Here is a 20,294-nt window from a genome sequence, read left to right as displayed (position 1 = left end):
ATCGTCTATTGTTATGTGACGGCACACGTTGGGTGTCACGTTCGGCTTTATGATCGATTTGTTTATTGAAGAAAAAATTCGTATCGTTCATGAAGAATGAGAGGACTCCGTCCTGTACGGAATATTTCCATCCTCGTCAATCAACAGAATGGTAAGATGACCGTCAGGCAACAAAGGCATGCAATGATGAAGGCACAGTCGCAGAAGGGCAGGAAAAAGGCAGTCTCTGTCCGAGGCAGAGAGCCGTATCCACAGTTCGCGAGCAAGTGTCATTTCACGAATCACGTCAGATGCTTGCGGCGAACATCCCGACTTGCCGGCAACCTGTTCCAGAAAATCTTTGTTCATCACCGTCTTTTTACTGTGCGTATCAAGGAAACCTTCTGCCAGCTTAACGGCCTTCCCAATCATGATCCCCATCGTCACATTCGGAATATGCAGATCAGCCGCGATTTTCAGCGTCTCGCCGATAAAGTTCCCATAATGTACAAATGCCTGATCAGGCAGCTCGGGATATTCTTTTTTAATAAACCGCTCGCTCTTCCCCCCCGAATTGATGACCAGCCGATCGGGACTGAGCGCACGACAAACCTCAATTTCGCGACGGATCGCCTCAACAAAAGCCTCCGACGAAAAAGGCATCACCACGCCCGATGTTCCGATAATTGAAATCCCGCCGACAACTCCGAGCTTCGGATTAAACGTTCGTGCGGCAAGCGCTTCGCCACCGGGTACGGAAATCGTTACATCGAGACCGCCGTCATATAACGAAGATAACTCATGAATGATCATCTGTCGCGGAGTACGGTTGATGGCTGGTCCGCCCACTTCAAGCCCAAGGCCGGGAAGCGTTACCTTCCCCACGCCTTCGCCCTGCAAAAAGCGGATGCCCGGCTCTTTGCCTAACGCTACCGTCACGCAGATTTTGCAGCCGTTCGTCACGTCAGGGTCGTCGCCCGAATCTTTCACCACAGTTGCCGTTGCCGCATCTTTTTCGATCAACGTTTCGGCTACAGGCAACGTCATCTCTTCGTCGTCGGGCAGCGTAAATGTGACGTTTTTCTGTGGCGATCCCGTGAGTAATGCGAGGAGTGCCGCTTTCGCGGCAGCCGTTGCACACGACCCGGTCGTATATCCGCTACGCAACGAAAAAAATCCCGGGACGAAACGCTCGATCTGTTTGCGCAACCCGAAATATCCTGTTACCACAATAAAAGTGGAAGGCAATACCGGGTGTTTGACGGCGTAAATCGGAATATTCATTTTCTTCGCTGCCGCAAACTTCTCCGAAAAGCCGCCTGATTCCCCGCTCTCTTTTGTCAGGACAGCTTGAGGCTTCACCCGATAAAGCAGTGCTTCTTCCTCTCCCGGACGATAAAATACGATATTTTTTCTGTCCACTCCCTGTCGTTCGGCAAGCTCAAGCGAACTTTGCTGATCCAACACACGAAAGACGCAATGATATTTCTGCCAGTAAGTTTTCAGTTTCGTAATGGTTTGTACCCCCGTCAACGCCAACAGGAAAGTAATTCCATCGTCTTCGAGCCTTCGCACGGCATCGGCATAACTGTCACACCACACGACTTCGCTGTTACGCGGCGGATAAATCCGTTCATAACGTACCACCGGCAAGGATAGACGAGAGGCTACCTCCGCAACCGTCTGATGCAACAATTCGGCAAAAGGATGAGCGGCATCGACGATAAGCCGTATGCCTTTCTCACGACAGAACGACGTCATCGTGTCGATATCCATCGCTCCGGTGAGACGTATACCATTCTTGCAATCAATCTTTTGATTCGCTTCTTTTGTCGAATAGTAATACGGCTGTCCCGTCTCATCGACCGTAGATACAGCTTTCCGTCCTTCGGTTGTACCGCCCAGTATCAGAATCATGATCGGAAGATATGCTTGAAATCGGACGAATAGAGATGTGACAATCCGCTACGGTTATCTATCGCCTCGCCGACAACGAGCAGTGTTGTGAGCGTAAGGTGATTTTCTTTTACGATTCGCGCAAGATCTTTGAGTTGTCCGCGATAAATTCGCTCGTCTTTCCATGTCAGTTTATAACAGGCAGCAACAGGCGTTTCAGGTGGATACGCACGGAGCAGTTCGGCCTGCACCTCATCGACGATGGCCGCACTGAGGTAGATGCACATGGTGCTTTGCGACCGGGCAAGGAGATGCAGCTTTTCTTTTTCGGGCATAGGCGTACGTCCCTGACCGCGCGTCAGAATAATCGTCTGTACCTTCTCGGGAATCGTGAACTGCGATTGCAAGGCCGCAGCGGCAGCCTGAAACGACGAAATACCCGGTGTGATATGATAACGCATTCCGTAACGGTCGAAGAAAGCCATCTGCTCTTGAATAGCGCCATAGATACATGGGTCGCCTGTATGCAGACGCACGACGAAAAGCCCCCGGTCGTAAAATTCCTTCATCAGGGCAAACTGTTCCTCAAGGGTCATATCGGCCGAGCTGCGTACCGTCGTGCCGGGTTTGGCATAGAGTGTCAGTTCGCGGGGTACCAGGCTGCCCGCGTACAAAATCAGATCGGCCCTTTCGAGCATACGTTTGCCACGTACCGAGATCAGCTCGGGATCTCCGGGGCCTGCTCCTACGATTTCGATAAAACCGCCACGCAAACTGTCCGCATCCATCGCAACGGCAAACGTGAAATCGCTCTCCGCATTCAGTATTCCTTTCTGTTTCTCCAAGACAAGGGTAGTTCCCTTCGCCGCTTTCTGTGAGGCAGCTTCCGAGACACCATAGACACCCGTCGTTTCAAACACTTTCTGCGAGGGGTTCGGCACTTCGATATCCTGCAAATCAACAGCATCATAGATATGTGTCTCCGCCTTCCACGCCTCCGCCAGAGCGGCGAACAGCGGTTCGTCTTTCTTCAGCGTGATCGTCGACACGGAACGAATCGCAAGCGGAGAAAGTCCATGTTCTTCCATCACCTTCTCCATATAGGCCGCTACTCCATCGGGACGACTGTTCCTGCGACATCCCACCCCTACATGGAGCACACGCGGACGGAAATAAAGTACCGGTGTCTCGGCGTTATAAATAAACGGGCTGACCGCAATAATCAGCTCGTACTCCTGCGGACGTATATCATGATAGGTGTAGAAAACATCAACATGCTCCGGCAGCGTGCGCTCCAGATACTCCGTGCCGCGGTCTTTGATCTCGAGCAACAAAGCCGTGCGCCGTCCACCTACGAAAAGCGCGATCATACGGTTCATCTCAGCCGGCGACGCCGCCGTTCTCCATCCGTAAGTACGGCCAAGCGTATCGAGCGCCCAGAGATCAGCTCTATCGCTTTGCGTCGTGATCACGGCCTCACCTCCCGTAATCGCTGCGATACGCCGCGTCCAGTCGTTGGCGCCGCCGATATGTCCCGATAACACGGATACGACGAAACGGCCTGCACTGTCGGTACAGATCACGGCCGGATCGGTATATTTATTTTTCAGGCATGTCGCAATACTGCGGACACAAATACCCAGCGCACCGATAAACACAAACGCGCCGAAGTCATGGAAATGATCGGACATGAACCGGTTATAAGAGGAGATGTTCTCACATCCTTCCAACGTATGCGTGGTATAAATGGCGGAGGATGCTCCTAACTCGCGCCGGATCGTCTGAGCCAACGGAAGCCCGGCCTCCGAAACAAGGATAATAGCTATATTTTCTTTCATTCTGCTTTGATTATTTCTATGGGACTATGCGCATCGACCGTCATACAGACCGTTTCTTTCACGTTGCGGCCGATGGTGCGGATTCCTTCTTTAAACATTTCGCGACTGGCAGCGCTCACGGAGTTAAAAACGATGGGACAGCCCGGCGGCAGGCATGCATCAATCTTTCTCAAGATATCGACAAGTCGCCCTCCATGACCTCCGATGAAGACAGCATCGGGAGTAGGATATTCATGCAATTCAACCTCCATAAAGTCACCGGTGACAGCCGTGATACCCGGCGTACCGAACTTACGACAGTTATCAGACAGTATCCCAACTCCTTCGGGACGTTTCTCGAAAGCCGTAATACGGAGGTGAGGAAATTGCAGTTTGGCCTCGACCGATACCGAACCCGTACAAAACCCGATGTCCCAGAACGAGCTGCGATGACGCAGGTCGAGCATGCTCAATGTCAGCAACCGGACGGGCATCTTGGTAATCATATTTACCCGACCGTCGAGCAGAAAAAATGCCTTTTCCGACACGCCAAACGGACGTGAACGAACAACCGTGCGCGACAAGATCAAACAGTTGGGAGCAGCAAATGTACCGTGTACAACATCGGCCGGTTGCATCGTACGGACACGTTCGTCGGCTTCGTTACCTAACCGCTCGCCGATGGCCATGCGGTAATTGTCGTAACCGTATTCGAGCATCCGCGCGGCAATGACCGGAGGCGTCTTCTCACGGTCGGTCAGCACGCCGATAAGCGGACGCCCTTTAATAAGTGCAGCGTCGAAATCATCCCACGGACGACCGGTCAACGACACGACCGACATCTCATTATACGGCATCTCCAACCGGTGTGCCAGCATCTGGAGCGAATTAAAAGAAGGAAAAGTCACTGTCTGTGCATCGGGGAATACGCGTTGCAGGGTATTGGCAAAGCCGAAAAACAGCGGATCGCCCGACGCAAAAACAACAATCTCCTGATGCTCTTCATACTGTAAGAAGACATCGTCGAGAGGTACGGTAATATCAATCCATGTCGCCTCATCGGGAAGCATCGTCCGTACGATTTCGCGATGACGTCGCCCACCCGAAAACACCCGCCCTGAAGCAATGATCCGTTCCACCTCGGCAGGAAAGCGCAGTCGGCGCTCGTCACTGATTCCGATCACATAAAATTTACGCATCGCACTCATTATTTTCACACGTCGCGACCGGGACGAAGCTGCTCCGCATCGTTAAAGCAAAGCACCGCATTGACAAGCGTCGCCGCAACGTTGCTGCCTCCCTTTCTTCCTTCAATGATAATTTTCGGGATTCCGGCAAACGGCTTGACCATCTGCTTGCTTTCACAGACATGTACAAACCCTACCGGCGCGGCAACGATGCCGCACGGATGCGCCTTGTGCTTACGTATCAGCGAGCATAGCTCCATCAGTGCCGTCGGAGCATTGCCAAAGACAAACAGCGCGTCAGGATGCTCCTCTACAGCCAAACGTATGCCCGCCTGTGTACGGGTGATATGCTTATCGGCAGCAAGCGCCGCGGTACGTTCATCGTTCAAATAACACTTCACCTCGATGCCGAAACGCTGCAAAGCGCCTTTCCGGATGCCCGACGCCACCATCGTCACGTCTGTGACAATGGTTTTCACATGCCCCGAACTCAAGGTCTCATACAGTCTTGCGACAGCCCCCTCATCCATCCACAGGACACGCTCCATATCGAAATCGGCCGTCGTATGAATGGCATGCAGCAAAGCCCATTTGCGATCCAATGCAATATCTTTCCGTTTTAATTCTCCTTCGATGGTGCGGAAACTTTCCATCATAATCTCTTGACCGATACCGACACCTTCCTCATGCTCTTCTTCACGGTAATAACCGCGCGGCGTAATGAATGTCCCATCGCTGACGAACGACTGCGAGTTGCCGATAAGCACGACGGTAAACATATCCGTCTGCTCCGGATCAAAGGCCTGTAAGGTGGTAACGACCACCTCTTCGCCGTCGCGTCCGGCCTGATGTACGAACCCGACAGGTGTCTGTGGTGAACGACTTTGCAGGAATAATTCCTTCAGACGATAGAGTTGCCAGTAACGTCCCTCACTTTTAGGATTATAGACAGCCGTAACGAAATCAGCCTCTGCCGCCGCAACGATACGCCGTTCAATCAACGCCCAGGGCGTCATCAGGTCGGACAGCGAAATGACACAAAAGTCATGTCCTACAGGCGAGCCGAGCAGCGCGGCCGCCTTTTGGAAAGCGCTCACGCCGGGTATCACTTCGACAATCACCGCACTACGTCGCTGATGCTTCATTTCGAGTACTAACGGTGCCATACCGTAAATGCCTGCATCGCCGGAACTGATGACACAAACGGTTTTGCCTTCTTCGGCAAGATCAAACGCCTTCTCTGCACGTTCTTTCTCACGTTTCATGCCGCTGTCCACACACGGAACCCCTTCCGATAAATACGGCTTGATATATTGAAAATAGCCATGATAGCCAACAACGACATCGCAACGACGAAGCGCATCGAGCGCCGCCGACGTTATATCACCGGCCGAGCCCGGCCCGATACCGATCACGATGATGCGAGAATGATTCTTTATTTCCATTATTTGTTTTGTAATTCGTAATTTGTAATATTCTTTATTGTCCAGCGCTTTTCCGCTTATACTTAAAGGCCTGCCAGCGCTCTTCGCCGCGTCCGCATGTATGCAATTCATAACGTGCCATTACAAAAAACAGATCAGACAGCCGGTTGACAAAAGCCATCACCAAAGGAGGTAATGCGTCGGCTCTATGAAGCGTACAAAGACGACGTTCGGCACGTCTGGCAGCCGTACGCGCCAGATGACACAAGGAAGCCACCTCCGTACCGCCCGGCAGAATAAAAAAACTGTTTTCACCCATCGCCTCCGTCATCCGGTCGATCTGCTCTTCACACAACGTGACCATCGTGTCGGGCAAGACATTCGGATTCTGATCCCGTATCGCCGAGGGGGTCGCCACATGCGACATGACAACCATCAATATTCGCTGCACCTCGTAGAGTGTCGCCTGCCATTCATGCGCTTCCGGTAAACGTGTGCGTAACATCCCGATCCACACATTCAGTTCGTCAAGACAGCCGTTCGCTTCGATGCGGATATCATCCTTATCTACCCGCTGACCGCCGTGAATTCCTGTACGTCCTTTGTCGCCTCCCTTCGTATAAATTTTCATTGGTTCTATCTTTTCTTCAAATGAAATTCAGGACAAAGATACACGCTATTTTGTCACCGGACAAAAACGAAATGATCCAAGCCCCCAACAACACGCGACGAAAAAAAACCAATCACGCGACGCCTTTCGGTTTCCATATCATTGTTCAAGAAACAGAGGCTTGTAAAAATAGCCCTTTCGACAAAAATCCACAAGACTTTTGACATTCAGGCATAGCGTAAAACTACAAAAAAGTGCGTATATTTGCCCCACAAACATTATATAATACAATGAAACAGATTCGATATAATACGGTATTCTTTTCCCTCACGAGCGCGGCCATGGGCGTGTCGCTGATTGCATGTAAGGATAAAAAAAGTGAAAACACAGTAAGCAAGAAGCCCATGAATATTCTCTATATCATGTGCGACGACCATTCCTATCAGACCATCAGTGCATACGACCGCCGTTTTATCGAGACGCCGAACATCGACCGGATTGCGACCGAAGGCGTGCGTTTCACCAACAGCTTTGTAGCCAACTCGCTGAGCGGACCGAGCCGGGCTTGTCTGCTGACAGGCAAGCACAGCCATAAAAACGGCTTCACAGACAATACGAAGACGTTTGACGGAAGCCAGCAGACCTTCCCCAAGCTGTTGCAGCAGGCAGGATACGAGACGGCCGTCGTAGGTAAATGGCATCTCAGCTCCGAGCCTTCGGGATTCGATTACTGGAATATTCTGACCGGACAGGGAGATTACTACAATCCATTCTTTATCGATAATGGTGAAAAGCGGCAAATTGAAGGATATGCCACCAATATCACGACCGATCTGGCCATCGACTGGCTCGACCGGAAAAGAGACAAGAACAAACCGTTTTGTCTGCTTCTGCATCACAAGGCGCCACACCGCACCTGGATGCCCGATACGTGCGATCTCGACTGGAAAGAAGACTCCGTATTCCCGCTTCCCGAAACATTCTACGACAAATATGAAGGACGAAAAGCTGCCGAACTGCAAGAGATGAGCATCATCGAAGATATGGACCTCGTCTATGACCTGAAACTGGCCGACAAAGAAAATGAAATCCACTCCCAACCCGGTCTCGAAAAGGCCGGACGCGCAATGTATGAGCGGATGACACCTGCCCAGAAAGTAGCATGGGACAAGCATTACGACCCGATCATCCGGAAATTCAAAGACGATAAACCGACCGGCAAAGCCTTGGCAGAATGGAAATATCAACAATACATGAAAGATTATCTGCGGGTGATTCGTTCGATCGACCGGAACGTCGGTCGTGTCCTCGATTATCTGGAGAAGAACGACTTGCTCGATCGTACGATTATCGTCTATACCTCCGATCAGGGATTCTACATGGGCGAACACGGTTGGTTCGACAAGCGTTTCATGTACGAAGAGTCGTTCCGCACTCCCATGCTCGTACGCTATCCCGGAGGCATCAAAGGAGATATTCCGGAGATGGTGCAGAACATCGACCATGCGGCCACGTTCCTCGAATTGGCGGGCGTTTCCGTTCCGAACGATATTCAGGGCGATTCATACCTGCCGCTCCTCAAGGGAGAACATCCCGACAATTGGCGTACCTCGCTCTATTATCACTTCTACGAATATCCGGCCGAGCATGCCGTAAGACGACATTTTGGAGTGCGGACAGAGCGTTACAAACTGATTCGTTTCTATAACGACATCGACTGCTGGGAACTGTACGACCTGCAAAACGATCCGACAGAGATGCATAACCTCTACGGACAGGAAGGCACCGAAGAAATAACAAAGCAATTGAAAGAAGAACTTCTGCGTCTGCAAGTCAAATACGACGACCCGATACGCGAGTCGCTGAAATGAATGAGGTGGAAAAATGTCCATAAAATATAATATCTTCGCGGGCGGAATGGGAAAAAGAAAAATCATCTTACGGATATTGTCGGTGTTGATCGTTCTGATTGGCCTGGCAAGCGCGGTCGCTTACTTTGTATTGCGTCCGGAGAAGGAATGGATGGCGTTTTATGTGGTCTGTTGCGGAGGAGTATTGATCGTTAATTTGATTCTGATGATGATTTTTGTCGCTAAAAATATCCGGAAATAAAAAATGCTGGTATGACGAAACGTGTAATTTGCGCTTTGGCGTTTGTTTGTGTGACGACGCTTTGCTGCACATCCTGCTCTGACCAGAAACAAGATGCGTGGCAGTTGGTATGGGAAGAAAACTTCGACGGCGATACGTTCGACTCGTCGTGCTGGAGTAAAATTCCGCGCGGAAAATCGGACTGGAATAACTACATGAGCGATTTCGACTCGTGCTATCACGTGGGCAGCGGACTGCTTACGCTGCGGGGACTGAACAATTACAGCCTGCCCGAAGATACGGCTCGATTCCTCACTGGCGGACTGTATACGAAAGATAAGGTCGGCTTCTCTCACGGACGACTCGAAATCCATGCCAAGCTCGGAAACGCCACAGGCGCGTGGCCGGCTTTCTGGCTTCTTCCGTTCGACGGGACGCAATGGCCGGACGGTGGCGAAATCGATATCATGGAGCGGCTCAATGATGAAGGGATCGCCTACCAGACCGTCCATTCGCATTATACGCACGTGCTGAAGGAAACGTATCCGCCTAAAGGGGCTACCGGCGCCATTCGGGCGGACGATTACAATACGTACGCCGTCGAACTGTATCCCGACAGCGTTTCGTTCTATATCAATAACCGTCATACGTTTACCTATCCCCGCATCGAAACGGATAAACAGGGACAGTTTCCGTTCGACCGCGAGTTTTACCTGCTGCTCGATATGCAGCTGGGCGGACGATGGGTAGGGCGTGTCGAACCGGCTCATCTGCCGGTCGAGATGCAAATCGATTGGGTGCGCTTTTATCAAAAACAAAAATAAACAATGAAAACGATTATCAGACACGGGCTGCTGGGCGCAGCCCTTTTGCTTTGTGCCGCATTACATGCACAAAACGTGCAGTTTCATTACGATTTCGGACGCGCGGCATACGACCGGTTAGGCGACCGGCCGCTCTGGACGACGACCGTCGAGATGTTTAAACCCGATAAATGGGGTAGTACGTTTTTCTTTGTCGATATGGACTATAAATCGGACGGTGTGGCTTCGGCCTATTGGGAAATCAGCCGCGAACTGAAATTCTGGGAAGGCCCTCTCTCGGCTCATCTCGAATATAACGGCGGACTGCCGTACGTCAAAAACGCCTATTTGTCCGGCGTCACATACAGCCATGACAACGCAGGATTCACACGAGGATTTACGCTCTCGGCCCTGTATAAATACATCCAGAAAGCCAACAAGCCGAATAACTTCCAGCTGACGGCCACATGGTATCTCCATTTTGCCGACGGGAAATGCAGTTTTACGGGGTTTGCCGACTGGTGGCGCGAACCGAGTGCGGTGGGCGACTTCGTGTTCCTGAGCGAACCGCAGTTCTGGGTCAACCTGAACCGGTTTAAAGGAGTGGATGACAAGTTCAATCTCAGCCTTGGCAGTGAGGTGAAAGTGAACTATGATTTTGCCGGGCGCGACGGGCTCTACGTGATCCCGACATTGGCTATGAAATGGAGCTTCTGACCGTAACGAAATAATATTTTACAGCTATGAATTTATCCAAACTTTTCGGGTTCGATCCCCGGACCATGAACGTCAAAACAGAGATACTCGCGGGAATCACTACATTCCTGACCATGGCCTATATTCTGGCCGTGAATCCGAATATCCTCGGATCGGTAGGGATGGACAAAGGCGCTGTCTTTACCACAACCGCCATCGTGGCCGTGCTGGCTACGCTCGTCATGGCGCTTTATGCCAAAATGCCATTTGCGTTGGCGCCCGGCATGGGACTGAACGCTTTCTTCGCTTACACGGTCTGCATGACCATGGGCTACAGCTGGCAGTTTGCCCTCGCGGCCGTCTTTATCGAAGGATTGATTTTTATTCTTCTGACGGTAACGAACCTTCGCGATATCATCGTCAATGCCATCCCCGCCTCGCTCCGTAATGCCATCGGACCGGGAATCGGACTGTATATCGCTTTCATCGGATTGAAAAACGGCGGCGTGATTGTGCATAGCGACGCGACGTTCGTGACGTTGGGCACCATCACCCACGGAGCCGGTCTTCTCTCGGTCATCGGGATCGTGCTGACCAGCGTGCTGCTCATTCTCAATGTGCGCGGCGCCTTGCTGCTCGGTATCCTCGGTACCACCCTGATCGGCATCCCCATGGGGCTGACCACATACGGTGGCGTGACCGGCATTCCGCCCTCCATTGCTCCGATCGCCTTTCAGTTCGACTTTTCTCAGCTCTTTACGATCGATATGCTGATCGTCATCTTTACGTTCCTCTTTATTGACATGTTCGATACGATCGGTACACTGGTGGGCGTATCGACGAAGGCCGGTATGATTAAAGACGGTAAGGTGCCCCGCCTTCAGAAAGCTTTTATGGCCGATGCACTCGGTACTACTTTCGGTGCGGTGCTGGGTTCGAGCACGGTAACGACCTACGTCGAAAGCGCCTCGGGTGTGGCGCAGGGAGGACGTTCCGGACTGACGGCTTTCACTACGGCTATCTGCTTTGCCATGGCCTTGCTCTTCGCACCGATTTTTCTGGCTATCCCCGGAGCGGCAACTTGCCCTGTGCTCGTCATCGTTGGACTGTTTATGCTCAGCCCCATCAAAGACATCGATTTCGACGACTATTCCGAATCTATTCCCGCGTTTATCTGTCTTATCCTCATGCCGCTCACGTATAGCATCTCGGACGGAATCCTGATCGGTGTCATCAGCTACGTGCTGCTGAATCTGCTCGGCCGGAAATACCGGAAACTGACCCCGGCCATGTACGTGCTGGCAGTGCTGTTTGTGCTGAAGTATATTTTTATTTGAGTCGCTCTCCTGAGAAGCTAATCGGGCTTCAGATAACACCATACCGGGTAATGGTCTGAGAGCTTGACCCGATCGACGGTCGCCCGGTAAGCCGTCATATTGGGCGAATGTAAGATATGATCGATGCGGAACCAAAACATGTTTCCGTTATAGCTTATCCCCACGCCCTTCCCCGATTCGACGTAGGCATCCCGCAGCTGGCCTTGTATCCTCCTGCGGGCATACGAGATCGGCGTGTCGTTGAAATCGCCACACACGATGAGGTAATCGCCTTGCAACGCTTCGATTTCATCGGCGATGATATCGGCCTGCTCCGCCCGAATGCGGAAAGCCTCTCCCATCTTTTGCCGTAAAGATCCTCGGATATTGTCGAATGTACCCGTATTGGCGTTGCGGATAAATTCGGAATATTTCGAACGGTCTTCGACCGTAAACTTGAACGACTCTAAGTGATTGTTCACCACAATCACTTTCTTGCCTTTCACATTGAGTTCATGCACGGCCGACCCGTTGAACGAACTGTCATAACGTATCTTTCGCGAATTGCGTATCGGATATTTCGAATAAATGGCCAGCCCCGTTGTATAACGCGGATAATGAACGAGCGGTACATGAAAATGGTAAGGGTACATGCTCAGCACCCTGGCAATCTTGTTCTCAGTCAGAAGATCGGTATGTCCTTCTAAATATTCCTGCATACAGACAATATCCGCACCCGAATCGGCAATATACTGAATGATCGGATTAGGCTGTCCAGGGGTGTGGTCTTTATATCCGAAACACATGACATTATACGTTAAGACCTTGATCATCTCTTCACGAGGGGGTTGCTCCACCCGTAAATGAAACGGTAGGTATTGCCTGATCGGTTTCCAGCAGATCAGAAAAGAGCATAAGACAACGAAGGTATGGTTCCATTTGTGCATGATGGCCCAAAGAAGCAAAAAACCGACATTCAGAAACAGAAAAAGAGGAAAAGCCAGTCCCAGATAAGCAAAAAGCAGATGATCGGCAGGCGATACGATATCGGAAAAGGCCGATATGAGAAGCAGAAACATAACGACACCGTTGAGGACGGCAAGAATGCGATGTATCCATCGGAATGCTTTCATTATTACTTCTTGCTGGCGTCAAATAATGTTTTTTTCTCTTCGGACGAGAGACTTTCGTAACCGGAGCGTTTCAACTTGTCTAAGACCGCATCCAATGCCCGAGTCTCAGCCTGCTTGCGTGCACGGTATTCCCGGTCCGTCTCCGAACGTCCTCCATAGGCTACTTTCATCCGCGGTTGCCGGCTCTTTTTCACATTGGCTATTCGATCGATCAAACGGTTCAGATAAACCGTCAAATCTTTTCCTTGCTTAAGCCGGAAAGCAAACAACGCTCCCCACAATGCTCCTCCGATATGGGCAATATGCCCGCCGGCATTGTCGGAGGTGATCGATAGAAAATCGATGATAAAAGCGAAGAAGGCAAGATACAGCAGCCGTATCCGTCCGATAAACATCAGCTGAAGTTCGTAATCTTTCCGGTATAACGAAACAGCGAAGACTATGGCCATGACCGAAGCCGAAGCCCCCATCAGAAAAGCTACCATCTCGCGATTACGGAAATACGGGAAGAGATTATATGCCAGCATATACATCAAGGCGCCGGCTACACCGCCCGAAATATAAATACCGGCTAACTGGCGCCCATTGAAAAATTCCATCGCCATACGGCCGAACCAGTATAACCAGAGCATGTTGAACAGCAAATGCAAAAAGTCGGCATGCAGAAACATGTAGGTCAGCAATGTCCATGGCCTGTGAAAAAATAAAACAAATGAAGAGGGTACTTGCAGATAGGAGAAAAAAGCCATCGGCTCAATTTCGAACAATTGAAAACAAACAATTGATAACCGGACAAGTAGAAATATTCCTACATTTATATATATAAGTTTCGTAAGAATATTTCCTTCCGCAAACGACTGCTTGATTCTAATAAAAAAATTGCCCATGGTCTCTATTTTTCTTCCTCCAATACAGAATCAGGAAAAATCCGAACAGCATCCCTCCCAAGTGGGCAAAGTGAGCCACATTGTCGTTACTGCAATTAGAGACTCCCATAAAGAACTCAATCAATCCGTATCCGATGACAAAATATTTGGCTTTGATAGGAATCGGTATAAACATGAAATACAAGGGAGCATTGGGGAAAAGCATGCCGAAAGCCAGCAAAATACCGAATACGGCTCCGGAAGCTCCGATGGTTACCAAGATACTTATTCCGGGATCCATTGCTATTTGTTGCGATATGCTGATACCGTTTAAAACGGCGAGTGAGTGAATCCGATAGAACCACGTCAATTCTTGTACAAGAGCGGCACCTATCCCTGTCACTATATAGAAAGTCAAAAAACGTTTCGGTCCCCAAGCGACTTCCAGAATCCGTCCGAACATAAAAACGGCAAACATATTGAAGAAAATATGTCCGAACGAGTGGGTATCATGCATAAACATGTATGTGATCAACTGATAGAACTTGAATCCCTTTGTCCCGGGAACATGGAGTCCCATCCATTCGATCAGGTCTATGCCGAATTTGGGTAATACCAAGCTTGCCAACCAGCACAGAGCGTTAATTATAATCAAATTCTGAGTTACCGGCGGAATGATTTGAGCCGATCCAAATCTGTTTTGCATTGTCTTCTGTTTTTGTTTTGAGGCAAAAATAATGCATATTTTCGGCTTTTACATCCGATTTCATAAGAAAATTGCACTATTGTTCTGAACCTTTCTGTGAATAAAGGAAAATATGCCGGGTACCAAGCTGATCATTGCCGCCCTATTTCCTCTACTTGCTCCCCGATAAGCGGCATCGGCAATGACCGTATGCGAAAAAACGGGGTCTGTGTTGAATCGTGTGGGTAACCCATAGATCAGCATTCGGAAAAAAGTTGTATAATTGCATTCATGGATACGAACATGTTATTCTCTATTGGTTTGAATTTGTCTTTTCCCTGGAAAGTGGTTAAGAGTGAGTTTCGTTTGCTTGATGAGAGCAATATCCGCGAGCTTCATATTTGGATTGACTTTGAGTACGGCTCCCGGTTCATCTCTTCTAAGGGAACCTTACTTTCCCCTCACGACACGGTTGACAAGCAGTGGCGTCATCTGAATTTCTTTGAGCATCCATGCTATTTGCATGCTCGTGTTCCTCGATTGAAGACCGATGTTTCCTCAATAGAGATGGTACAGGTTCCCTGGGCACGGCATAACTCGGGCTTTACGATGCTTTTCGAGGCGTTTGCGATGGCTCTTATAGAAGAAGAGACTCCTGTCAACTCTGTCGCTAAGACAGTAAAGGAATATCCCAAGCGTATATGGACCATATTCCGTCATTGGATAAGCAAAGGCAAGCGTAATCTCAACTTGTGCGGAGTCAGACGTATAGGTGTGGATGAAACCTCTCGCAGGAAAGGACATTCATACATCACTCAGTTTGTTGACCTTGACACCAGAGAGACGATCTTCGTCTGTCCGGGCAAGGATTCAGATACATTCAAGAGGTTTTCCGAATGGCTCATAGAGCATGATGGAGATCCGTCGCTTATAGAGGTGGTTGCTATGGACATGTCCAATGCTTTCACCTCCGGCTGCATGACGTATTTCCCTCAAGCACATATTGTATATGACAAGTTCCACATAGTACAGGACACCAACAAGAGACTTGATGAGGTGCGCAAGGCAGAAGTGGGTGAGAAGAAACTGCTGAAAGGGCATCGGTTTACACTGCTGCATCTTCGGAAGAACCTGCCGGAAGGAAGGTTGCAAGAGCTTGATACGATATTGCTCACCTACCCATCTCTTGGAAAAGCCTATAGCCTCAAGGAAGGCCTCGTTGATATACTTCATGCCGCCACTGCCAAATCTCAAGGAGCATGGGAAGACTTTCTCAAATGGATGGAGATGGCTGAGCAGTCTGCATTGGAACCGTTCAGAAAACTGGTGGCAACGTTCAAGGGGCATCTGTTCGGCATAAAGACATTCTTTGAGCAGGGAACTATCACAAATGGGGTATTGGAAAGTCTTAACTCTAAAGTGCAATTGGCTAAAAGAAGAGCTAGAGGATACGCAAATGTGAATAACTTTATGGATATGGTATACTACATAAACGGAGGAAGGAATTTCCATTACCCACTCAAATCAACATAGAGCCAAAAAACGGTTGGCATTTCGCCATCAGTATTCAGCGGTCAGCCAACAATTCAACAATTCAACACCTCACCGCCTCTGCGAGGCTTATAAGGGCTGAAGGCCTGAATTAAATTCATTCTTATTGGTTCTATTGCGGAATCTGGGATTAATCGTTCTAATATATAGAGCAATGGGACACATAGTTCTTTTTGTTTCCATACAAAAAACAGATATTTTTTCAAATATTTGTTATGCCATCACAAATATTATTCGTACCTTTATCCCCCGAAAAAGGCTCCCCCCATGAGTTTTTTATCAATATAACAAACAAATTATTAGTATTTTACCTGATGGAGGGCTGGTAAAATTGTAACATTAAAACTTATTTGCAATGAAAAAAGTGTTTATGTTAGTAGCAGCAGTAGGCTGTTTGGGATTAAGCAGTTGCGGTATTACACGCGCACCGGTGATGGGTAGCATTTACACCGATGTAACAAGCGGTACGGCTGTGACAAGTAACTCATTAGCATCCAAAGTAGGGAAAGCATCGGCAAGCAGTATCCTGAATGTTTTTGCCACCGGCGATGCCAGTTTCCAGACTGCGGCTAAGAACGGAGGGATCAAGAGGATTACCCATGTAGATGAACACAACAAGACCATTCTGGGTATCATCACCACTCACGAAATCATTGTTTACGGCGAATAATTATTTGCCCGAACGAAAAGAACAAGGATGTGTCAGAACTTTTGTTCTGATACATCCTTTTGGAATATAACGATGTAAAAATGGGCAACAACAAAAGAAAATAGCTGAAGAAAGACATAACGATTGAGGTCTGATAACATTGAAACCGTTTGCCCGTCAGAGAGGCATTCTCCTGTTTTTTCACCAATCAATTTATTTATACACAATGAGATTCGTAATACTATCGATTTTACTGATGGGAACCATCAGTCTATCTGCACAAAAATTACATACACATTATTCTTTCCTGCCTCAGGAAGGCGGCAATCTGTATTTTATCATGCCTCAAAAAGGATTTCAGACACAAGACAAAAAAGCAAAGAAGAAGCTCATATATGACGTAGCCTATCTTTATCCGCAGGATTCAGCCACCGTCAATTACACCTATTTTCATCTCAATACTTTTGTAACAGATTCATTCTATGTATCGGACGAATCAGGAAAAGCTCTGTATGCTTCTCCAAGCGATTTGTTATACACGCACCCGAAAGGAAAATACTGGATTCATCGCGGAACGGTCAAAGTACCGTATCAAGTGTTGAAGAGTTTCTACCGGTCTCCGTCACCGATACGGATCACGATCATTGCACAAGATGGCGAACGCATCACCTATACGATGCCTTCCTCGAAATGGGCCAAACATTGTATGCTAATGCAAAACATCTTTACGATAGCTGACTTAAACCGATAAAATTATGAACCTCCGGCGCGATAGGGGTTTACGCAATTCCGGAGAAGCCCATAAAAGCCATAGCCAACAGACCTGCCGTAATCAGTGCGATAGGAATGCCTTTCATGGCAGCCGGCACATTCGTACGGTCGAGTTGCTCGCGTATACCGGCAAAAATAATCAGAGCAAGTGCAAAGCCGATAGCCGTAGCAACGGCATATACGATAGACTGAGCGAGGTTATATTCTTTTTGTATGACGAGGATCGCTACACCGAGAATGGCACAGTTCGTCGTGATCAACGGCAGAAATACCCCCAATGCCTGATAGAGCGATGGAGAAACCTTTTTCAGAATGATCTCAACCATCTGCACCAACGAAGCGATAATCAGAATAAAAACAATTGTCTGCAGATAGGCAAGGCCAAATGCATCCAAGATATATTTCTGAATCAAAAAAGTCACGATCGTCGCGATCGTCATGACAAACGTGACGGCCATGCCCATGCCCAAAGCCGTATCGACTTTTTTAGATACCCCCAAAAACGGACAGATTCCGAGGAACTGTGACAACACGACGTTGTTCACGAAAATCGCTGCAATAAAAATAAGAATATATTCCATAATATCGTTTTGATGCGTTATTTTTTGAACCGATTGACTAATGCGATCAGATATCCCAAAGCAATAAATGCACCGGGTGCAAGCACAAAGAGCAACGCTCCGTATTGCTCAGGAAAGACAGACAAGGCAAATATCTTGCCCGTACCGAGTAACTCACGGCAAATCCCAAGCAATGTCAAGGCAATCGTAAATCCCAATCCGATCCCGATCCCGTCAAAACCGGAAGAGAGTATCCCGTTCTTCGAGGCGAAGGATTCGGCACGACCAAGCACAATGCAGTTCACTACAATAAGCGGGATAAATAATCCGAGACTCTTATACAAATCAGGCAAAAAAGCCTGCATGCACATCTGCAAAATCGTCACGAACGATGCGATGACTACAATATAAGCAGGTATACGTACCTCATCGGGGATTAACTTTTTGATTGCCGAGATAACGATGTTCGAGCAGATCAACACAAAGGTTGTTGCCAAGCCCATACTCATGCCGTTGACGGCCGATGAGGTGGTCGCCAATGTCGGACACATTCCCAACAACAAAACGAATGTCGGATTTTCCGCGATGATACCATTCTTTATGATTTTCAAATATTTCATTGTTCGTTATATTTGATATTTAACATACTGCATTATTCTTCCGACTCTTTCGATGTAGCTCCGCTCGTTCCGTCTGCTTCATGACCGTTATATGCAGCATATGCACGAGCTACGGCTTCGAGAAAAGCGCGTGACGAAATTGTTGCCGCCGTAATCGCGTCTACATCGCCTCCATCTTTTGATACGGTGAGGGCAGCCCCCTTCATGTCACGTCCGATAATGTTCTGTTTGTTCTTTTCTACACGGAACCATTCCTCCATTTTCGAACCCAGTCCCGGGGTTTCGTTATGTTCGAGGATCGAATAATTGACAAGCTTATGCTCGGCATCAAACCCGACCATGATGCGAATCATCCCGCCAAAACCGTTCTTGGTATAACTCTCAATGGCCGCACCGACCGACTCTCCGCCTTTCTTAGCAGGATAAACAACAAGCGAATCGCCTTCGGCCAGTCCGACTTTGAATTGTTCTTCCGCCGGATGATTATCGAATTCCGGCGCTACTTTTTTTATTGCCGCCTGCAATGCCGCAGCATTCGACTCGGCAATCTTCTCTTTCGTAAATGTATTGGCTGCCGACAAAGCGAGGCCTGCCACAAGACAGATACACGTCAGTGACAACACAATCGTAAGGAATGTTGATTTCAGTTTTTCCATGCTTATTTACCTCCGAAATGTTTGGGTTTGAAGTATGTATTAATCAGTGGTGTTAACCCGTTCATAATCAGAATGGAGAAAGACATCCCTTCGGGATAGGCGCCGAAGACGCGGATCAAGACGGTCAACACGCCGATACCGATACCGTAAACAACCGTTCCTTTTTTTGCCATCGGTGAAGTGACATAATCGGTAGCCATAAACACAGACCCGAGCATCAATCCCCCTGAAGTAAGATGAATCAGTGGATTGTTCACCGGTGTAGGGTTAAAAATATACAAGATTCCGGTGAAAACGGCTACTGTTACAAGAATCGTCACCGGAATATGCCATGTGATGATCTTTCGAAACAGCATATAAGCGAACCCAATAAGCAATGCAATTTCACTCATCTCACCAAGGCTTCCGCCGGTCAGTCCGATGGCAGCCATCCCCGCATCGGCAAAATCTTTACTGTAATGAATCAGCGACAAGGTCGTAGCGCCTGTTTGAGCATCCGTATACGTCATCGGCAAGATATCGGCAACAGGCCATGTGGTCATTTGCGCCGGAAACGAGATCAGAAGAAACACACGTCCCACCAATGCAGGATTGAAGATATTGTTACCCAATCCTCCGAACGACATTTTACCGACGCCGATTGCGAACAACGCCCCCAGAATAACGATCCATACAGGCAAGTTCGACGGCAGGTTGAACGCCAGCAATACACCTGTCAGAATGGCTGAGCCATCACCGACTGTCGGTTCTTTTTTATACAGGTATTTCTGAATAAGATACTCGGCAAGCACACACGACACGACAGACACGAGCGTTACAATCAAGGCTCCCAAACCAAAGCAATAGAGCGAAACGAGAAAAGCCGGCACAAGAGCAATTAGCACACCGTACATATTCTTGCCTATCGAATCGCCGCTGTGAACATGAGGCGACGGAGAAACGATCAATGTTGAGTTCATTTATATTTATCTTATTAATTTATAC

At 48.7% G+C, this 20,294-nt stretch carries 20 protein-coding genes; 8 read left to right on the top strand and 12 right to left on the bottom strand.

Going from position 1 to position 20,294, the window contains the following annotated elements; translation table 11 throughout:
- Nucleotides 1–87: 87 nt before the first annotated feature.
- Genes cbiD through BFO_RS11440 form a run of 5 tightly spaced genes read right to left on the bottom strand, consistent with a single transcriptional unit; the run spans nucleotide 88 to nucleotide 6,934 of the window.
- Nucleotides 88–1,896 (bottom strand): cobalt-precorrin-5B (C(1))-methyltransferase CbiD, encoded by a 1,809-nt coding sequence (gene cbiD, locus BFO_RS11460; protein ID WP_014225906.1) that lies wholly within the window; start codon nucleotides 1,894–1,896, stop codon nucleotides 88–90.
- Nucleotides 1,893–3,713 carry a precorrin-4 C(11)-methyltransferase gene (cobM, locus tag BFO_RS11455; RefSeq protein ID WP_014225905.1) on the bottom strand — a complete coding sequence of 607 codons (1,821 nt, stop codon included), beginning with the start codon at nucleotides 3,711–3,713 and terminating at the stop codon, nucleotides 1,893–1,895. Before cobM ends, cbiD begins: the two co-directional genes overlap by 4 nt.
- The gene (locus BFO_RS11450) at nucleotides 3,710–4,891 is read right to left on the bottom strand and encodes a bifunctional cobalt-precorrin-7 (C(5))-methyltransferase/cobalt-precorrin-6B (C(15))-methyltransferase (protein ID WP_014225904.1); all 1,182 of its coding nucleotides are present in this window, start codon (nucleotides 4,889–4,891) and stop codon (nucleotides 3,710–3,712) included. Before BFO_RS11450 ends, cobM begins: the two co-directional genes overlap by 4 nt.
- A 14-nt stretch (nucleotides 4,892–4,905) precedes the next feature.
- A complete protein-coding gene (cobJ, locus tag BFO_RS11445; RefSeq protein WP_014225903.1) occupies nucleotides 4,906–6,324 on the bottom strand; it encodes a precorrin-3B C(17)-methyltransferase in 1,419 nt (472 codons plus the stop codon).
- A gap of 34 nt (nucleotides 6,325–6,358) precedes the next feature.
- Nucleotides 6,359–6,934 (bottom strand): cob(I)yrinic acid a,c-diamide adenosyltransferase, encoded by a 576-nt coding sequence (locus BFO_RS11440; RefSeq protein WP_014225902.1) that lies wholly within the window; start codon nucleotides 6,932–6,934, stop codon nucleotides 6,359–6,361.
- A 269-nt stretch (nucleotides 6,935–7,203) separates the two neighbouring features.
- Between BFO_RS11440 and BFO_RS11430 the strand changes: the two genes are divergently transcribed.
- From BFO_RS11430 to BFO_RS11410, 5 genes are read left to right on the top strand one after another with little or no spacing between them, the layout of a single operon-like run.
- Complete coding sequence (locus BFO_RS11430; RefSeq protein WP_014225900.1) at nucleotides 7,204–8,784, top strand: sulfatase family protein; 1,581 nt, start codon at nucleotides 7,204–7,206, stop codon at nucleotides 8,782–8,784.
- Nucleotides 8,785–8,797: 13 nt separating this feature from the next.
- Nucleotides 8,798–9,025, top strand: a complete 228-nt coding sequence (locus BFO_RS11425; protein WP_014225899.1) for a hypothetical protein — start codon at nucleotides 8,798–8,800, stop codon at nucleotides 9,023–9,025.
- A gap of 11 nt (nucleotides 9,026–9,036) precedes the next feature.
- The gene (locus BFO_RS11420; RefSeq protein WP_014225898.1) at nucleotides 9,037–9,828 is read left to right on the top strand and encodes a glycoside hydrolase family 16 protein; all 792 of its coding nucleotides are present in this window, start codon (nucleotides 9,037–9,039) and stop codon (nucleotides 9,826–9,828) included.
- Nucleotides 9,829–9,831: 3 nt separating this feature from the next.
- The gene (locus tag BFO_RS11415) at nucleotides 9,832–10,524 is read left to right on the top strand and encodes a nucleoside-specific channel-forming Tsx family protein (RefSeq protein ID WP_014225897.1); all 693 of its coding nucleotides are present in this window, start codon (nucleotides 9,832–9,834) and stop codon (nucleotides 10,522–10,524) included.
- A 26-nt stretch (nucleotides 10,525–10,550) separates the two neighbouring features.
- Nucleotides 10,551–11,840, top strand: a complete 1,290-nt coding sequence (locus tag BFO_RS11410) for an NCS2 family permease (protein ID WP_014225896.1) — start codon at nucleotides 10,551–10,553, stop codon at nucleotides 11,838–11,840.
- Nucleotides 11,841–11,857: 17 nt separating this feature from the next.
- On the opposite strand, the gene BFO_RS11405 is transcribed toward BFO_RS11410, so the two are convergent.
- From BFO_RS11405 to BFO_RS11395, 3 genes are read right to left on the bottom strand one after another with little or no spacing between them, the layout of a single operon-like run.
- The gene (locus tag BFO_RS11405; RefSeq protein WP_014225895.1) at nucleotides 11,858–12,952 is read right to left on the bottom strand and encodes an endonuclease/exonuclease/phosphatase family protein; all 1,095 of its coding nucleotides are present in this window, start codon (nucleotides 12,950–12,952) and stop codon (nucleotides 11,858–11,860) included.
- 2 nt (nucleotides 12,953–12,954) lie between these two features.
- Nucleotides 12,955–13,839, bottom strand: a complete 885-nt coding sequence (locus tag BFO_RS11400) for a rhomboid family protein (protein WP_014225894.1) — start codon at nucleotides 13,837–13,839, stop codon at nucleotides 12,955–12,957.
- Nucleotides 13,820–14,524 carry a rhomboid family intramembrane serine protease gene (locus BFO_RS11395; protein ID WP_014225893.1) on the bottom strand — a complete coding sequence of 235 codons (705 nt, stop codon included), beginning with the start codon at nucleotides 14,522–14,524 and terminating at the stop codon, nucleotides 13,820–13,822. Before BFO_RS11395 ends, BFO_RS11400 begins: the two co-directional genes overlap by 20 nt.
- A 270-nt stretch (nucleotides 14,525–14,794) precedes the next feature.
- Between BFO_RS11395 and BFO_RS11390 the strand changes: the two genes are divergently transcribed.
- The 3 genes from BFO_RS11390 to BFO_RS11380 all read left to right on the top strand — a co-directional run bounded on the left by BFO_RS11390 (nucleotide 14,795) and on the right by BFO_RS11380 (nucleotide 17,454).
- Nucleotides 14,795–16,036, top strand: a complete 1,242-nt coding sequence (locus BFO_RS11390; RefSeq protein WP_014224885.1) for an ISL3 family transposase — start codon at nucleotides 14,795–14,797, stop codon at nucleotides 16,034–16,036.
- Between the two features lie 388 nt (nucleotides 16,037–16,424).
- Nucleotides 16,425–16,724, top strand: a complete 300-nt coding sequence (locus BFO_RS11385) for a TRL-like family protein (RefSeq protein ID WP_014225890.1) — start codon at nucleotides 16,425–16,427, stop codon at nucleotides 16,722–16,724.
- 205 nt (nucleotides 16,725–16,929) lie between these two features.
- Nucleotides 16,930–17,454 (top strand): hypothetical protein, encoded by a 525-nt coding sequence (locus BFO_RS11380; protein WP_141729002.1) that lies wholly within the window; start codon nucleotides 16,930–16,932, stop codon nucleotides 17,452–17,454.
- A gap of 28 nt (nucleotides 17,455–17,482) precedes the next feature.
- On the opposite strand, the gene rsxA is transcribed toward BFO_RS11380, so the two are convergent.
- The 4 genes from rsxA to BFO_RS11360 are packed head-to-tail and all read right to left on the bottom strand — an operon-like array spanning nucleotide 17,483 to nucleotide 20,269.
- Complete coding sequence (gene rsxA, locus BFO_RS11375) at nucleotides 17,483–18,055, bottom strand: electron transport complex subunit RsxA (protein WP_014225887.1); 573 nt, start codon at nucleotides 18,053–18,055, stop codon at nucleotides 17,483–17,485.
- A gap of 17 nt (nucleotides 18,056–18,072) precedes the next feature.
- Nucleotides 18,073–18,654: an RnfABCDGE type electron transport complex subunit E gene (locus tag BFO_RS11370; RefSeq protein ID WP_014225886.1), complete on the bottom strand. Its 582-nt coding sequence runs from the start codon at nucleotides 18,652–18,654 to the stop codon at nucleotides 18,073–18,075.
- 32 nt (nucleotides 18,655–18,686) lie between these two features.
- Nucleotides 18,687–19,310 (bottom strand): RnfABCDGE type electron transport complex subunit G, encoded by a 624-nt coding sequence (locus BFO_RS11365; protein WP_014225885.1) that lies wholly within the window; start codon nucleotides 19,308–19,310, stop codon nucleotides 18,687–18,689.
- A gap of 2 nt (nucleotides 19,311–19,312) precedes the next feature.
- On the bottom strand, nucleotides 19,313–20,269 hold the full coding sequence (locus BFO_RS11360; protein ID WP_014225884.1) for an RnfABCDGE type electron transport complex subunit D: 957 nt from the start codon (nucleotides 20,267–20,269) through the stop codon (nucleotides 19,313–19,315).
- Nucleotides 20,270–20,294 lie beyond the last annotated feature (25 nt).

The organism is Tannerella forsythia 92A2, assembly GCF_000238215.1.
GTDB lineage: Bacteria > Bacteroidota > Bacteroidia > Bacteroidales > Tannerellaceae > Tannerella > Tannerella forsythia.
The sequence above is the reverse complement of the archived record's forward strand: the minus strand, read 5'-3'. Positions and strand labels throughout refer to the sequence as shown.

Excerpts from the sequence above, each read along its gene's own strand:
- cbiD (WP_014225906.1), bottom strand. The coding sequence starts at position 1,896 with ATGATTCTGATACTGGGCGGTACAACCGAAGGACGGAAAGCTGTATCT.
- cobM (WP_014225905.1), bottom strand. The coding sequence starts at position 3,713 with ATGAAAGAAAATATAGCTATTATCCTTGTTTCGGAGGCCGGGCTTCCG.
- BFO_RS11450 (WP_014225904.1), bottom strand. The coding sequence starts at position 4,891 with ATGCGTAAATTTTATGTGATCGGAATCAGTGACGAGCGCCGACTGCGC.
- cobJ (WP_014225903.1), bottom strand. The coding sequence starts at position 6,324 with ATGGAAATAAAGAATCATTCTCGCATCATCGTGATCGGTATCGGGCCG.
- BFO_RS11440 (WP_014225902.1), bottom strand. The coding sequence starts at position 6,934 with ATGAAAATTTATACGAAGGGAGGCGACAAAGGACGTACAGGAATTCAC.
- BFO_RS11430 (WP_014225900.1), top strand. The coding sequence starts at position 7,204 with ATGAAACAGATTCGATATAATACGGTATTCTTTTCCCTCACGAGCGCG.
- BFO_RS11425 (WP_014225899.1), top strand. The coding sequence starts at position 8,798 with ATGTCCATAAAATATAATATCTTCGCGGGCGGAATGGGAAAAAGAAAA.
- BFO_RS11420 (WP_014225898.1), top strand. The coding sequence starts at position 9,037 with ATGACGAAACGTGTAATTTGCGCTTTGGCGTTTGTTTGTGTGACGACG.
- BFO_RS11415 (WP_014225897.1), top strand. The coding sequence starts at position 9,832 with ATGAAAACGATTATCAGACACGGGCTGCTGGGCGCAGCCCTTTTGCTT.
- BFO_RS11410 (WP_014225896.1), top strand. The coding sequence starts at position 10,551 with ATGAATTTATCCAAACTTTTCGGGTTCGATCCCCGGACCATGAACGTC.
- BFO_RS11405 (WP_014225895.1), bottom strand. The coding sequence starts at position 12,952 with ATGAAAGCATTCCGATGGATACATCGCATTCTTGCCGTCCTCAACGGT.
- BFO_RS11400 (WP_014225894.1), bottom strand. The coding sequence starts at position 13,839 with ATGGGCAATTTTTTTATTAGAATCAAGCAGTCGTTTGCGGAAGGAAAT.
- BFO_RS11395 (WP_014225893.1), bottom strand. The coding sequence starts at position 14,524 with ATGCAAAACAGATTTGGATCGGCTCAAATCATTCCGCCGGTAACTCAG.
- BFO_RS11390 (WP_014224885.1), top strand. The coding sequence starts at position 14,795 with ATGGATACGAACATGTTATTCTCTATTGGTTTGAATTTGTCTTTTCCC.
- BFO_RS11385 (WP_014225890.1), top strand. The coding sequence starts at position 16,425 with ATGTTAGTAGCAGCAGTAGGCTGTTTGGGATTAAGCAGTTGCGGTATT.
- BFO_RS11380 (WP_141729002.1), top strand. The coding sequence starts at position 16,930 with ATGAGATTCGTAATACTATCGATTTTACTGATGGGAACCATCAGTCTA.
- rsxA (WP_014225887.1), bottom strand. The coding sequence starts at position 18,055 with ATGGAATATATTCTTATTTTTATTGCAGCGATTTTCGTGAACAACGTC.
- BFO_RS11370 (WP_014225886.1), bottom strand. The coding sequence starts at position 18,654 with ATGAAATATTTGAAAATCATAAAGAATGGTATCATCGCGGAAAATCCG.
- BFO_RS11365 (WP_014225885.1), bottom strand. The coding sequence starts at position 19,310 with ATGGAAAAACTGAAATCAACATTCCTTACGATTGTGTTGTCACTGACG.
- BFO_RS11360 (WP_014225884.1), bottom strand. The coding sequence starts at position 20,269 with ATGAACTCAACATTGATCGTTTCTCCGTCGCCTCATGTTCACAGCGGC.